Source organism: Pseudarthrobacter raffinosi (assembly GCF_023913735.1).
GTDB classification, from domain to species: Bacteria; Actinomycetota; Actinomycetes; order Actinomycetales; family Micrococcaceae; genus Arthrobacter; species Arthrobacter raffinosi.
Genome location: NZ_JAMXBH010000007.1, coordinates 144,246 through 159,165, shown reverse-complemented (window position 1 = coordinate 159,165; position 14,920 = coordinate 144,246). Strand labels below are relative to the sequence as shown.

At 65.4% G+C, this 14,920-nt stretch carries 11 protein-coding genes; 2 read left to right on the top strand and 9 right to left on the bottom strand.

Annotation, left to right across the window (positions count from 1 at the left end; all coding sequences use genetic code 11):
• Positions 1 to 3 precede the first annotated feature (3 nt).
• Positions 4 to 852, bottom strand: coding sequence for an ECF transporter S component (locus tag NG698_RS08285; protein ID WP_252609169.1), 849 nt, complete (start codon positions 850 to 852; stop codon positions 4 to 6).
• 212 nt (positions 853 to 1,064) lie between these two features.
• Here NG698_RS08285 and NG698_RS08280 point away from each other — a divergent pair, with 212 nt between their 5' ends.
• Both NG698_RS08280 and NG698_RS08275 read left to right on the top strand, forming a co-directional pair.
• Complete coding sequence (locus NG698_RS08280; protein WP_252609167.1) at positions 1,065 to 1,976, top strand: aminoglycoside phosphotransferase family protein; 912 nt, start codon at positions 1,065 to 1,067, stop codon at positions 1,974 to 1,976.
• Between the two features lie 188 nt (positions 1,977 to 2,164).
• A complete protein-coding gene (locus NG698_RS08275; RefSeq protein ID WP_308293021.1) occupies positions 2,165 to 3,337 on the top strand; it encodes an FAD-dependent oxidoreductase in 1,173 nt (390 codons plus the stop codon).
• Here NG698_RS08275 and NG698_RS08270 read toward each other — a convergent pair.
• The 8 genes from NG698_RS08270 to NG698_RS08235 form a co-directional block, all read right to left on the bottom strand.
• Positions 3,238 to 4,263: a nucleoside hydrolase gene (locus NG698_RS08270; protein WP_252609165.1), complete on the bottom strand. Its 1,026-nt coding sequence runs from the start codon at positions 4,261 to 4,263 to the stop codon at positions 3,238 to 3,240. The genes NG698_RS08275 and NG698_RS08270 overlap by 100 nt on opposite strands.
• A gap of 12 nt (positions 4,264 to 4,275) precedes the next feature.
• Positions 4,276 to 5,253, bottom strand: a complete 978-nt coding sequence (locus NG698_RS08265) for an aldo/keto reductase (protein ID WP_252600188.1) — start codon at positions 5,251 to 5,253, stop codon at positions 4,276 to 4,278.
• 11 nt (positions 5,254 to 5,264) lie between these two features.
• Positions 5,265 to 5,825, bottom strand: coding sequence for a hypothetical protein (locus NG698_RS08260; RefSeq protein ID WP_252600187.1), 561 nt, complete (start codon positions 5,823 to 5,825; stop codon positions 5,265 to 5,267).
• Positions 5,822 to 6,439, bottom strand: a complete 618-nt coding sequence (locus NG698_RS08255) for a DUF402 domain-containing protein (RefSeq protein WP_252600186.1) — start codon at positions 6,437 to 6,439, stop codon at positions 5,822 to 5,824. The genes NG698_RS08260 and NG698_RS08255 overlap by 4 nt, the downstream gene beginning before the upstream one ends.
• Entirely contained in the window at positions 6,436 to 8,409 is a 1,974-nt protein-coding gene (gene dxs / locus NG698_RS08250) for a 1-deoxy-D-xylulose-5-phosphate synthase (RefSeq protein WP_252600185.1), read from the bottom strand. Before dxs ends, NG698_RS08255 begins: the two co-directional genes overlap by 4 nt.
• A gap of 129 nt (positions 8,410 to 8,538) precedes the next feature.
• Positions 8,539 to 11,349 (bottom strand): aconitate hydratase AcnA, encoded by a 2,811-nt coding sequence (gene acnA, locus NG698_RS08245; RefSeq protein WP_252600184.1) that lies wholly within the window; start codon positions 11,347 to 11,349, stop codon positions 8,539 to 8,541.
• 152 nt (positions 11,350 to 11,501) lie between these two features.
• Positions 11,502 to 12,926, bottom strand: a complete 1,425-nt coding sequence (locus NG698_RS08240) for a class I SAM-dependent RNA methyltransferase (protein WP_252609163.1) — start codon at positions 12,924 to 12,926, stop codon at positions 11,502 to 11,504.
• Positions 12,923 to 14,899, bottom strand: a complete 1,977-nt coding sequence (locus tag NG698_RS08235) for an APC family permease (RefSeq protein ID WP_252600182.1) — start codon at positions 14,897 to 14,899, stop codon at positions 12,923 to 12,925. The genes NG698_RS08240 and NG698_RS08235 overlap by 4 nt, the downstream gene beginning before the upstream one ends.
• Positions 14,900 to 14,920: the final 21 nt, after the last annotated feature.

The window sequence follows — 14,920 nt, the reverse complement described above, 5'->3', positions numbered from 1 at the left end:
GGGTCAGGCGTCCTGGCCGGCGGATTTTCCGGTGGATTCGCCGGTGGGCTGGCTGATGGCTGTTCCGGCAAGCACGCGGTGCCGCCGGACAAACGGGAACTGCAGGCGGGTGCGGCGCGGCAGGGCGTACACCAAGACGGCCACCAAGGTGAAGACGATGGCCTTGTCCATGGGGTCCGAGATCAAGGCCTGCTTGGTGATGGCCGCCAGGAGGGTGTCACCCATGGAGCGGAATGCGCTGACGATGGCGCCGGTGGCCAGGCCGGAGGTGCCGCCGAAGACGAACGCGGCAACGGGAGCGGAGACCACACCGCCGATGATGCCGGCCAGGAACCCTGCCACCGGTGCCAGGTAGAAGCGCCGGAACAGGCCGTGGCGTGCGGCGACGCCGGCCAGGAAGCCGATCAGGGCGGCACCGGCGGCGAACGGCAGGACGGTGGGGTTGAAGAAGGACCAGACAATGCTGCTGAGGGCGCCCGTGGCTGCTCCGGCGGCGGGTCCGGCCAGGACGGCGATCAGGACGGTGCCGATGGCGTCGAGGTAGAAGGGCACCAAGGTGCTGCCCACGAACTGGCCCAGGACAATATTCAGGACCAGTGCCACCGGAATCAGCACCAGCGTGGACACGGGCAGTGTGGGCAGTACGCCGACTATCAGCAGCACGGCCCCCACGAGGAAGCCGGACAGGGCGATCAGGGCCGACGCGCTGCCGGGGCCGCCGGTGATGTCCGCGGGCTGGTTCAACACCAGGTAGATGTACGTGCCGGCGATGGCCAACGCTCCGAGGGTTTCCAGCAAGCGGCGGTTCCGGGCAGTGGCCGGTGACGGCAAGGTGAGGGAGGGCGATGACATGGCGTTCCTTCTGGGATGCAGGCTGTGGCGCCCGGATGGCCCGGGCGGTGAGGAACGCCGCCTATGTCACCTCGGCGGCAGCCGGGGGCGTCTGCGCCGGCCCGGATCCGGCATCAGTCTACCGGTTCCGGGACCCGCCAAGCCGGGCGTTGCATGTCGGTGTGACCAGAGAGGTTCCCCGCGAACTGCTGACCTGTGTTTGAGTTAGAGACATGGCCTCCCTGCATACGGACGAAGTTAACCTCAAGGAGAAGACAGTCCGCCGACTCATCAATCACCAGTTCCCTGCCTGGGAGCACCTGGCCCTCTCGCCTGCCGGGGAAGGCACAGACAATCGCATGTTGCGCCTGGGCGATGATCTGGTGGTGAGGTTGCCGCGGACGTCGGGCACCGCGGCCGATGTGGCCAAGGAACAGACATGGCTGCCGCGCCTTGCACCGCACCTTCCGCTCAGCATTCCCGAGCCTGTGGCAATCGGCAGGCCGGATGAAAGCTACCCGTTCCCCTGGTCGGTGTACCGGTGGGTCGACGGTACAGAGCTGAACCCGGAAAGTGAGCAGGATCTGTCCCGGCTCGGCCGGGACCTGGCTGGCTTTGTCCGCGCCCTCCACAGCATCGACCTCATGGGCGCACCGCGGGAAGAGCCACTGTTGTCGTACCGTGGCGGCAGTCTGCGGGATCTCTCCACCGGGACGTCAGCGAACCTCGACGCCTGCCGCGGCATACAGGGACTCCAGTTGGATCTCGACGGCCTGCAGTCCATCTGGCAAGCGGCGTTGGAACTCGATCAGCCACGGTTGGCGCACACCTGGATGCACACCGACCTCAAGCCCTCCAACCTCCTGGTCCGAAACAGCGTGCTGGTGGGGGTGGTCGATTTCGGCGGTCTCTCGGTCGGTGATCCGACCTGCGAGCACGCCGCGGTCTGGGATCTCCCGGCCGAAGCCAGGCATGCGTACGCCGAGGAACTGGGCCTCGACAAAAGCACGCGGCTGCGCGCTCGTGCCTGGGCGTTGGCCATCACACTGTCGGGGGTTCCCTACTACTGGTCCACCTGGCCGGACTTCGCACAGGAGTGCGTTCGCAGGCTTCAACTGATTCTGCGGGACACGGACGATGTGTAACGCGGGGACCTCACAACGTGTCCCGGAAGCGGACCGGTTGACGGAACCTGGAACCCGCCAAACTAAGCTGCAATTAGCCGCCACTCCTGGCTAACAGTCACACTTGCCGTCCTGACCTTTCCGAAAGGCACAATACCCCCTTACGACCTGGCCATCATCGGATCCGGCAATTCGCTGATCACGCCGGCGTGTTCGGCGGCACGTGCCTGAACGTCGGCTGCATCCCCACGAAGGTGTTTGTGTACCCGGCTACCTTGGCGGCCGCGCCCAGGGAGGCCGCCCGCCTGGGTGTGGACCTGAGCCTGGACAAGGTGCGGTGGAATGAGCTGCGGGACAGGATCTTTGGCCGGATTGATTCGATTTCCGAGTCCGGCCGCCGCTACCGCGCGGAGGAATTGAAGAATGTGGACCTATACCAGGAACACGTCCGGTTCACCGGTCCGCGGACGCTCACCACTGATTCCGGGGTGGAGCTCACCACGGACCGCGTGGTGGTGGCCGCGGGTTCCCGGGCTGTGCTCCCCGACGTGCCGGGGATCGGCCTGCCGCACGTGCACACCTCGGACACCGTGATGCGCCTCGACGGTCCGCCCGAGCGGGTGGTGGTGGGCGGCGGGTACATCGAGGACAACGGCGACGGCAGCGTCACCGTTGTGTTCGCCGACGACGACGGCAAACCTCTGCGGGTCGCGGCGGACATCGTCCTGATGGCCACCGGGCGGGTGCCGAACACCGAACGGCTGGGCGTGGACGCCGCCGGCTTTGACCTGGATGAGGACCATACCCTGTCCGTGGACGCGAACCTCCGGGTCCTCGCCGACGGCAAACCCGTTGACGGTGTCTATACCCTGGGTGACATCGCCAATAGCTACCAGCTCAAGCACGTCGCCAACCGGGAGGCCCGGGTGGTGGCGCATAACCTGGAACACCCGGACCGGCTCCGGACCATCGACTACACCGCAGTGCCGTTTGCGGTATTCAGCAATCCGCACGTGGCCTCCGTGGGCCTGACCGAGGATGAAGCCCGGTCCCAGGCAGCAGCCGGGACAGACGTTGTGACCGCCGTCCAGGACTACGGCTCCACTGCCTACGGCTGGGCCATGGAGGACGAGGAAGGGGTGGTCAAGCTTTTGGCCGAGCGGTCCACCAGCTCGCGCGGGGACCGTACTGGATCCATCCGGCCCTCATGGAAGTGGTGGAGAACGCCCTTCTCGCGCTGGACGTGGACGTGCCTGAAAACGCGCCGCTGTAGGGCGAACGTTCAGCGCAGCCGCGCCGCGAGGCCGCCGACGGACCGTATCAATTCCCCGAAGGCCTGCTCAGGGTTGTTGTTCGAGACGATCCGGGCATTTGGCGGGTGATTCCACAGGTTCCGGTAATCGGCCACGGTGGTCCCCATCAGCAGGGGCGATTCAACCTCGACGTCCACGGTGGCCAAGCGGGTTGCGTAATCGAGCGTCCCGGCGGCCACACCGGCAGCGAAGTAGTCGTGGACGTGCGCCAGGTAGCCCTGGCCGTAGAGACGGTGAAACTCAAAGTAGAAGCGAAGGGCATCGGACAGGTGCCGCACCAGCGGACTGTCGGCCGTGCTCCTGAGCCCTTCAGGCTGCTTCGGCAGGACCAGCTCCCGCTCACTGCAGCCGGCCGCCTCCGCGAGCCGCAACACATGCTCCGGCCGCAGCTCGATCCGCTCAGTGGTGTCCAGTGAACAGACAATGGGCAGCCGGTCCACCGGCAGGCCGCGGTAGGCCGCATAAACTTCCTTGGCCGCCTGCGGATCAACGTGAGTATTCCATTCGGCGGTGGGAGTGGTGTTCCCCTGGTGGTAGAAGCTGCCGCCCATGATAACTACCTTGCCCAGCAGTTCGGGCAGCCGAGGTTCGCGGCGGATGGCCAGCGCGAAGTTCGTCAGCGGCGCCGTGATCAGGGCCGTGAGCTCCCCCGGATGTGCCCGGGCCGCCTCCACCCACAGGTCGGCGGCGTGCCGCGCCGAGACCGTCCCGGACGGCGGCGGCAGGACGGCGTGGCCAATGCCCTGGGGACCATGGGTTTCGGGCGTGGTCACCAGCGGAATGCTCAGCGGAGCGGATGCCCCCACGGCGACCTCCACCCCGGTGCGTCCGCACAGTTCCAGCATGGCGAGGGTGTTCCGCGCCACCTGGTGTGCGTCCACGTTCCCGGGCGATGCCGTCACGGCCACGAACTCCACCTCCGGCAAGGAGGCCAGGTAAGCCAGCGCCAGGGCATCGTCGATCCCGGTATCAACGTCCAGTAGTAGCTTGGTCATCTGCGGAGTTTCCTAAAAGAGCGCAACTTTGGGGACCTTCGGGAAGATCGCATCCAGTTCCGCGAGCTCTGCCGGCGACGGCACCCAGGCCGCAGCGGCCGCATTTTCGCGGACCTGCTCCGGCCTGGTGGCGCCGGCGATCACGCTGCTGACGGCAGGCTGGGCCGCGAGCCAGGAGAAGGCCACCTGGATCTCGGTCAGGCCGCGGACTGCCGCGAAGGAACTGAAACGCTGGAGCTGGTCCCAGTCGGCGTCGTGCACCATGTTGGTCCGCGTATGGCTCAGCCGCGACCCCGCCGGAGCCGAGCCCGGCGAATACTTGCCCGTCAGCAGGCCGTTGGCCAGCGGGAAGTAAGGCAGGACACCCAGGCCGTAGGCTTCTGCCGCCGGGGTGACCTCGAGTTCTGCCCGCCGGTCCAGGAGGTTGTAGTGGTTCTGCGTCGAAATGAAACGTGTGCCGCCGGCGGCCCGGGCCACAAATTCCGCCTCGGCAATCTGCCAGCCGGCGCGGTTGGAGTGTCCGATGTAGCGGACCTTGCCGCTGGAGACAACGTCATCGAGGGCACTCAGTGTCTCCTCGATGGGGGTCAGGGGGTCAGGCGTGTGGAACTGGTAAAGGTCGATCCAGTCCGTGCCCAGCCGCCGCAGCGAGGCCTCCACCGCACGGACTATGTAGCGCCGTGACCCCCGGGCCCCAAAGTCGTTGCCATTGGCACCCCGGACGTCCATGCCGAACTTGGTGGCCACCACCGCATCATCCCGCTTGCCGGCCAGGGCCTTGCCCAGCATCGTCTCGCTGAGTCCGGGCTCCCGCCCGTAGTTGTCAGCAACATCGAAAAGCGTCACGCCGGCGTCGAGGGCGGCATGAACGACGGCGTCAGTCCCCGCCTGCGATTCGGTCACCGTATTGGCACGGCCCAGGTTGTTGCAACCGAGCCCCACCACGGAGACGGTCAGCCCGGAGTTTCCCAGGCGTCGGTAGTCAGGCATGGATTTCCCCTCTAGAGGCTGAACGAGTTGGCAGGCTTCGGGGAGTGCTTGAGTTTGAAGTTGTCCGGTTCGCTGAAGGGCGCGGCGCCGATGCTGAGTTTGGTGAAGTCGAGGTCTTCGCCACGGCTGCAGACCTTGATTGCGCTGACAGCCTTGTTCACGTCGGGGCAGAGGCAGAAGATGTTCAGTTTATAGTCGCTGAACTCCGAGCGTTCCACGGTTCCCAGGCCGCGCCAGGCCAGGTGGCTGATGAGGGCGTCCTTCGCCTTTTCCTCAAGGTAGCGGTCACGGTCCGTGCCCTCCTTGGTTTTGAGGGCGAACTGCGCCACCACCCAGAACTGGTCCTCGTCGGGGATTTCGGCGAAGCCGTCCTCGGCGCACTGGACGGCAAAGGCATCCATCAGGCCCTCCACCGCGGCGGCGTCCGCCACATCAGTCTCTTCGGTTTTGCTCTGGTGGCCAACCACGCCGTAGTTCATCACGAACTGGCTGTAGTCCTCGTCGAACCAGCCTTCACGGAAGTGCAGTACTCCCTCGTCGTCCCGTTTGTAGACCCTGATGATCCCGCTCATGACCGTCCCTTCGTGAACCATCCGGCGTCTGTTCCGTCGAATGGTGCGTGCTGTGCCTTGACGGCCTGATATAGCTCGTCCGCGGCCGCCTGGATGTCATCCACCAGCAGGTCCGGGTAATTCATGGCGACGCGGTGCTCGGCGAACTCGTCCTGGTCATCGATGAAGACGCCCCGGCCGGCCATGCGGATCACGTCCAGGTCCATGTCGATCACATGGAACTCGGTGACGGCGGGCCGGATGTCCGTCCACTCGTGGGCGACGGCGAGGTCAACGTAGACCCTGACGCCGCTGGGGTGGGCGTCGTCGTAGAACGTGGCCACCCAGTCTCCGGACCGCGGCACCAGCAGCACGGCGTCGGATGCTGTGTAAAAGGCGGCGCCCGGGCGCGAACAGAATTCGTTGGTTCCCTGGAAGATCCACCAGCCGTGCCGGTCCTCGCCGAGGTACCGCCCCGGGACCACCCAGTGGGCTTGCCCGTTCCATTTCCGGTTCCGGGCCACCACCAGCTGGCCTGGCTGCAGTCCCGCAGGAACGCGGGTGGTGCTCGTGTGCCTCGCCGGGCTTGAATCCCCGACGGCGGACGGATACTTCAGTGCGTCTTCTTCCCTCACAGGATCGGCAGGCTGCCGGTGGTGGGGTGCTCCTGGCCTGGCAGGGGGCGCGCGAAGGGGACCTTTGTGCCCAGAACCTGGGCGACGACGTCGTGCGTGATCTGCTGGGCCGTCAGCCCGACGCGCTCCAGCACCTGGCTGCGTGTGCCGTGGTCCAGGAACTCCGCGGGGAGCCCCACCTCGTTCAGGGCGGTGTCCACGCCGGCGGCGCGCATTTCCTGCCGGATCCGCGATCCGACGCCGCCTGCCCTGACACCGTCCTCGATGCAGATGACCAGCCGGTGGTGGGAGGCCAGCGCGATGATGGAACGCCGCACCGGCAGCACCCAGCGCGGGTCCACCACAGTGGTGCTGATGCCTTGGGCGCCCAGGCGGTTGGACACGTCGAGGGCCAGTTCGGACATCGCTCCGACACTGACGATCAGGACGTCGTTTTCGGTGGAGCCGGCCGGCCGGCGGGCCAGCACGTCAACACCGTCGCCCAGGCGTTCGATGGCCTCCACTTCGGCGCCCACGGTGCCCTTGGAGAAGCGCACCACGGTGGGGGCGTCGCTGATGGCCACGGCCTCGCGCAGCTCTTCCCGCAGCCGGGAGGCGTCGCGCGGCGCGGCGAGGTGGAGTCCGGGCACGATCTGGACCATTGCCATGTCCCACATGCCGTGATGGCTGGCCCCGTCAGGGCCGGTGACACCGGCCCTGTCCAGGACGATGGTGACGCCGGCTTTGTGCAAGGCCACGTCCATGAGGAGCTGGTCAAAGGCACGGTTCAGGAAGGTGGCATACACGGCCACCACGGGGTGGAGCCCGCCGAAAGCCATGCCGGCGGCGGACGTCAGCGCATGCTGCTCGGCGATGCCGACATCGATCACGCGGTCCGGGTGCTTGGCCGCAAACTTATGCAGGCCCACGGGAATGAGCATGGCCCCGGTGATGCCCACAATGTCGGGGCGTTCGTCGGCGATCTTCGCGATTTCGTCAGCAAAAACAGACGTCCAGGACTGTGCCCCGGAAACTCCCGTCGGCTCACCGGTCTCCGGATCGATAATGCCGACGGCGTGGAACTGGTCCGCTTCATGGGCCCGGGCCGGGGCGTAGCCGTGGCCCTTTTCGGTCATGGCGTGGACAATCACGGGGCCGGCGTAGTTCCTGGCTGTGGACAGGGCGTGCTCCATGGCCTGCAGGTTGTGGCCGTCAACCGGGCCGATGTACTTCATGCCGAGGTCTTCGAACATGCCCTGCGGCGCCCACCAGTCCTTGATGCCCTTTTTCATGGCATGCAGGCTCTTGTAGGTGAACTGGCCTACGGGGCCGCCGTTCTGGAGCTTCTTCTTCCACCAGTCCAGCGTGCCCTCATAGGCAGGGGCGGCGCGAAACGAGTCGATGGTGGGGCGCAGTGAGGCGAGGTAGTCCGCGAAGCCGCCCACCGTGGGGGCGTAGGAGCGGCCGTTGTCGTTGACCACGATCACCACGCGGCGGCGCTTGTCCGCCGCAATGTTGTTGATGGCTTCCCAGGCCATGCCGCCGGTGAGCGCCCCGTCTCCGACGACGGCGACGGTGTAACGCTCCGACTCGCCGGTGAGCTGCCTGGCACGGGAGATGCCGTCCGCCCAGGAGAGGGAGGAGGAAGCATGCGAGCTTTCCACAATGTCATGCTCGGACTCGGCGCGGGAAGGGTAGCCGGACATTCCGCCCTGCTGGCGCAGGGTACTGAAGTCCTGGCGGCCGGTGAGGAGCTTGTGCACATACGACTGGTGGCCCGTGTCGAACACGATGCTGTCCCGGGGCGAATCGAAGATGCGGTGCACGGCCAGGGTCAGTTCCACAACGCCGAGGTTGGGTCCGAGGTGTCCACCTGTCTGGGAGACGTTGGTGATCAGGAAACTCCTGACCTCAGCGGCCAGCTCTTCGAGCTGCTCGTGAGACAGCTGGTTCAGGTCCTGCGGATTCCGGATGGTGTCCAAGATTCCCAATGACCCCTCCTTCGGGTGGTAGACGTGCCTGTTAACTCTAACGCCTTGCGGAAAATGCAAAGCCGAAGCCCCGGCTGGTCGGTGACCGGCCGGGGCTTCGAAAGAGTACTGCGTGGGTTCAGATTCCGGCTAGTTGGCCGAGATCTGGCGCAGGACGTACTGCAGGATGCCGCCGTTGCGGTAGTAGTCGGCTTCGCCCGGAGTATCGATGCGGAGTACTGCATCGAAGGACTTGGCGGAGCCGTCTTCTGCGGTGGCGGTGACCTTGAGGGTCTTGGGCGTGGTCCCTTCGTTCAGGGCAATAACGCCCTCAACCGAGAAGGTTTCCGTGCCGGTCAGGCCCAGGGTGGCCGCGGACTCGCCAGCCGGGTACTGCAGGGGCAGGACGCCCATGCCGATCAGGTTGGAACGGTGGATACGCTCGTAGCTCTCTGCGACGACGGCCTTGACGCCCAGGAGGGCGGTGCCCTTCGCTGCCCAGTCACGCGAGGATCCGGAACCGTATTCCTTGCCCGCCAGGACCACCAGCGGGGTGCCGGCTGCCTGGTAGTTCTGCGCGGCGTCGTAGACATATGCCTGCGGGCCGTCAGCCTGGGTGAAGTCGCGGGTGAAACCACCTTCGACGCCGTCCAGCAGTTGGTTCTTGATGCGGATGTTCGCGAAGGTGCCGCGGATCATGACTTCGTGGTTGCCACGGCGTGAGCCGTAGGAGTTGAAGTCCTTGCGCTGCACACCGTTGGCCAGCAGGTACTGGCCGGCGGGGGTGTCCGACTTGAAGGAACCGGCCGGGGAGATGTGGTCGGTGGTGACCGAATCGCCCAGCTTCAGCAGCACGCGTGCGCCGGAGATGTCCTGGACGGGTTCCGGCTGCGCCTTCATTCCGTCGAAGTACGGGGGCTTCCGGACGTAGGTGGAGTTCGGATCCCAGGCGAAGGTGTCACCGGCCGGCGTGTCGAGCGCCTTCCAGCGTGCATCGCCGTCGAAGACGCCCTCGTAGCCGCGGGCGAACATGTCCTTGTCGATCGAGGAGTCGATGACCTGCTGGACCTCAACCGGGTTGGGCCAGATGTCCTTCAGGAAGACGTCGTTACCGGCTTCGTCCTTGCCCAGGGAATCGGTGTCGAAGTCGAAGTCCATGGAACCGGCCAGGGCGTAGGCAATGACCAGCGGCGGGGAGGCCAGGTAGTTCATCTTCACGTCCGGGTTGATCCGGCCCTCGAAGTTGCGGTTACCGGAGAGCACCGCGGTGACGGAAAGGTCGTTGGCCTGGATGGCCTCGGAGATTTCGGCGTCCAGCGGTCCGGAGTTGCCGATGCAGGTGGCACAGCCGTAACCCACGATGTAGAAGCCGAGCTTCTCCAGGTACGGCGTCAGGCCCGACTTGTTGTAGTAGTCGGTGACAACCTTGGAGCCGGGAGCCACGGAGGTCTTGACCCACGGCTTCGAGGTCAGGCCCTTGTCGACGGCGTTGCGGGCCAGCAGGGCTGCGGCCAGCATCACCGAGGGGTTGGACGTGTTTGTGCAGGACGTGATGGAGGCGATGGATACCGCTCCGTGGTCCAGTTCGAACTCGCGGCCGTCTTCAGTCTTGATGTGCACCGGGTTGGTCGGACGCCCGTGGGCGCCGTTCGCTGCGGACACAACACGGCTGGTCTCGGTGGTGTGCGAGTCGGCGTGCGTGAACGACGGTGCATCCGATGCGGGGAAGGACTCGTCCAGGGACTCGTCCACGCTGCCGTCTTCGATGGCGACGTAGTTGTGGATGTCCTTGCGGAACTGTTCCTTGGCATCCGTCAGCTCAATGCGGTCCTGGGGACGCTTGGGGCCGGAGATGGAGGGAACAACCGTGGACAGGTCCAGCTCGAGGTACTCGGAGAACTTGATCTCGCGGGAAGCATCGTGCCAGAGGCCCTGTTCCTTGGCGTAGGACTCCACGAGCGCCACATTTTCGTCCGAGCGGCCGGTGAGGCGCAGGTAGTCCAATGTGACGTCGTCGATGGGGAACATTGCGGCAGTGGAGCCGAATTCCGGGCTCATGTTGCCGATGGTGGCGCGGTTGGCCAGCGGCACTGCCGCAACACCTTCGCCGTAGAATTCCACGAACTTGCCCACAACACCGTGCTTGCGCAGCTGCTCGGTGATGGTCAGCACAACGTCCGTAGCGGTGGCGCCGGCCGGAATGGACCCGGTCAGCTTGAAGCCCACAACACGAGGGATGAGCATCGAGACAGGCTGTCCCAGCATGGCCGCTTCGGCTTCGATGCCGCCAACGCCCCAGCCCAGGACACCCAGGCCATTGACCATGGTGGTGTGCGAGTCGGTGCCGACGCAGGTGTCCGGGTAGGCCCGGAGGACGCCGTCAATTTCACGGGTCATGACCGTGCGGGCCAGGTATTCGATGTTGACCTGGTGCACAATGCCGGTTCCCGGGGGGACAACCTTGAAGTCGTCGAATGCGGTCTGGCCCCACCGCAGGAACTGGTAACGCTCGCCGTTGCGCTGGTATTCGATCTCCATGTTGCGCTCCAGTGCGCCGGAGTTGCCGAAAGCGTCGATCTGCACGGAGTGGTCAATGACCATTTCCGCCGGAGCCAGCGGGTTGACCCGCTTGGGGTCACCGCCGAGTTCCTTGACCGCTTCACGCATTGTCGCCAGGTCCACCACGCAGGGGACGCCGGTGAAGTCCTGCATGATCACCCGGGCAGGCGTGAACTGGATTTCTGTATCGGGCTGGGCATTGGGATCCCAGCCAGCCAAGGCACGCACGTGATCGGCCGTGATGTTCGCGCCGTCCTCGGTCCTCAACAGGTTTTCAAGCAATACCTTGAGGCTGAACGGAAGGTTTTCTGCACCTTCAACGGAGTTCAACCGGAAAATTTCGTATTCGGTTCCGGCTACATTAAGTTTGCCTTTTGAACCGAAGCTGTCCACTGTGCTCATCGCAGGACTCCTCTCGCAACAGTTTCATCTTTGTCGCGCGGTAGACCGCTTGCTAGTTAGGCAGGCCTAATTAGTGCTGGCCACACAAATTGCAGGAGGTCAGCCGTGAATACGGGGCGCGACGTGGGATTACTACCGCCATCCTAGTAGCATCACTGACCCGGCGTCAGTAACGCCACCGTCTCCAGGTGGTGGGTGTGCGGATAGAGATCGAAGGCCCGCAGGCCCGCCAGGGACCAGCCTGCCTGCTGGAAGTACCCCACGTCCCGGGCAAACGATGCCGGATCACAGGACACGTAGGCGATGGCGCGGGGGCCGGCGGCGATCAGCTGGCTGACCACGGGCTTCCCGGCGCCCGCCCGGGGCGGATCCAGCACGATGGCGTCGAAATTCCGCGGCTTTTGGCGGAGGACACGTTCCACCCGGCCGTGCTCGATCTCCACCTGCGGCGCACCGTGAAGGTTCTTGCGGGCGTCCCGGCTGGTTCCCGGTGCTCCTTCCACCGAGAGAACCGACCCGGTCTCCCCCACCGCGTCAGCCAATGGAGCCGTGAACAGCCCGGCGCCGGCGTAGAGGTCTGCCACCACGGAACCCGGCGCCAGGAATCCGCCATTGTGGAGGAATTCTGTGACGGCCCCCACAAGCGTCCCGGGCGCGTCGCGGTGGATCTGCCAGAAACCCGCGCCCGTAACCCTGTAGTCGTGGCCGGCTGCCGACTCCTGGACCCAGGTCCGGCCACGCAGCTGCGCGACTTCCCCTGTGAGGGGGTCGAACGTGGCCACGGAAACGTCGTCCGGAAGCTGGGCCGCGATGGCACTGAGCCGCTTGGGCTTGGTGCCGGGTGCAGGAGCCAGCAGCACCAGTGGGCGTGAACCGTTCGACGGCGCTGCCACCTCCACGCGTTCGATGCCGGTCAGGTCGAGGTCCCACAAGCGCAGCCGGTTGATGCGCTCCGTTGCGAGCGGCATCTCCCGGACGGCAATGATGTGGTCGGAACGGTGCGCGTGCATGCCAAGTTTGCCGCCCGGAGCCACCGAGAAGCTGGCGCGCGTCCGCCACCCCAGGCCAGTGCCGGCGTCGTACGTTGACTCAGTCTCCAGGCTGGAATCCCGCCCGCCCGCGTCCACAGCCTCCACAGCCTCCACGAGGTTTCCGAGGTCCAGCCCGTCGGGCAGGCGTTCGACGGCGGCGAGGCGCTGAAGCTGTTCGGCCAGTACCGCCGACTTGAGCGCGCGCTGGCGGGTAAGGGAGATGTGGCCGAATTCGGCTCCGCCCACCGGCGGATGTCCGTGGGCCCAGGCGCGGAGGGAGTCAGCCGGACGCCAGAAGTGCTCCGCCCGGTCAGGGGAGGCTTCCAGCACCTCCACAACGTCGGCGCGCCAGAACTTGGCAGACTCCCCCGCGTCGGTGAGGCGGACGCGTACCTTTTCGCCGGGGATGCCGTGCCGGACAAAGATAACCCTGCCCTCGTGCCGGGCCACACAGTGGCCGCCGTGGGCCACCGGGCCGACGTCGAGCACCAGTTCGGTGGGGGCTGCCGTGGCAGCTGCGGGGTGGCTCTGGGTCTGGGGGTTCATCGGATATCCTGCATGTTTTTGGCTTCTTCGGACGATTTCAACTGCCACGGGACACTGGCCACCATCACGCCAGGTTCAAAGTGCAGCCGGGTTTTGATACGCAATGCTGTCTGGTTATGGACCAGCTGTTCCCACCATTTGCCGACCACGTATTCAGGGATGTAGACCACGATCAGGTCGCGGGGGGAATCACGGCGCATGTTCTTGACGTATTCCATGATGGGCGTGATGGTTTCCCGGTACGGGCTGGCGAGGACGGTCAGCGGCACGGGGATCTCCAGCTTTTCCCAGTCGGCAACCGTATGCGCGGTTTCCTCTGCATTAATGTCCACCGTGATGGCGTCCAGCCGCGACGGCCGCGAGGCCCGGGCGTAGGCCAGGGCACGCAACACCGGCTTGCGCACGTGGGACACCAACAGTACCGCGTGGACCCGGGACGGCAAGGCACGCGGCGAGGAGTCCTCGTCCACGGCCAGTTCCTTGGCCACGTTGTCATAGTGTGCCCGGATGCTCCACATGATCAGGAACAGGATGAACATGGCCAGCAGCGCGATCCACGCGCCTTGCTGGAACTTGGTGATCAGCACGATCACCAGCACCAGGGACGTCATGCCGAACCCGATGCTGTTGATGGTGCGGGACTTCACCATCCGGCGTCGGGTGGCTTTGTCCTTGGCGAGCTTGAGGTGCCTCCCCCAATGCCGGATCATGCCCAGCTGGCTGAGGGTAAAGGAAATAAAGACGCCCACGATGTAGAGCTGGATCAGTTTGGTGACGTCGCCGTTGAACGCGAGGATCAGCACCAACGCTCCGGCGGCCAGGGCAAGGACACCGTTGCTGAACGCCAGGCGGTCTCCCCTGGTCCGCAGCTGGCGAGGCAGGTAGCCGTCCTGGGCGAGGATGGAGCCAAGTACCGGGAACCCGTTGAACGCGGTGTTCGAGGCGAACACCAGGATTACTCCGGTGGCGGCGACCACGATGAAGAACAGGATTGATCCCGGGCCGAAGATGGTCTGGGCGATCTGGCTGATGGCCGGACTCTGAATGTAATCCTCCGGCAGCGGCAGGCCGTTCATCAGGAATTCCGTCGCCGGATCCAGCACAATATGCACCTTCGTGGCGTTGGCGAGAAAGATGATGCCGGCCAGCATGGACGAGGCGATGACGCCGAGCAGCAACAGCGTGGTGGCCGCGTTCTTGCTCTTCGGTTTCTGGAAGTTCGGCACACCGTTGCTGATGGCCTCAATGCCGGTCAGCGCGGCGGCGCCGGAGGAGAACGCCCGGAGCAGGAGGAAGGCGCCGGCCAGGCCCACCAGCCCTTCGTCGAAACCGGGAGCCGGCACAATCTCGAAGGCCGCCGACGGTGCTTCGCCCAGCTGGCCTGTGGCGGCCTGGAAGACGCCCACCGCTGTCATGCCGAGGATCGCTGCCATAAAAATGTACGTGGGGACAGCGAAAACGCTGCCGGCTTCCTTGATGCCGCGGAGGTTGACGAGGGCAAGGATTACGACGCCGATGGTGGCGAACAGGGTCTGTTGCCCGTGCAGGGACGGCACCGCCGTGGTGAGGTAGGTGGCCGCCGAGGACATCGAGACGGCCACCGTCAGGACGTAGTCCACCAGGAGCGCCGAGGCCACAGTCAGCCCGGAAAACTTGCCCAGGTTTTCGTTGGCGATCTCGTAGTCTCCGCCGCCGGAGGGGTAGGCGTGCACGTTCTGCCGGTAGGACGCCACCACCGTCAGGAGGACCACCATCACGGCCAGGCCCACCCACGGCGAAAAGGCCACGGCACTCACGCCGGCCAGGGCCAGCGTAAGCAGGATTTCATCGGGCGCGTAAGCCACAGATGACAGTGCGTCGGAAGCGAAAACCGGGAGTGCTACCCGTTTGGGGAGCAACGTATGGGCGAGCCTGTCATTCCTGAAGGGCCTGCCCACCAGCACCCGTTTCACGGCATTCAATATAGTCAGCACTCCACAAAGCTAGTCTGATTC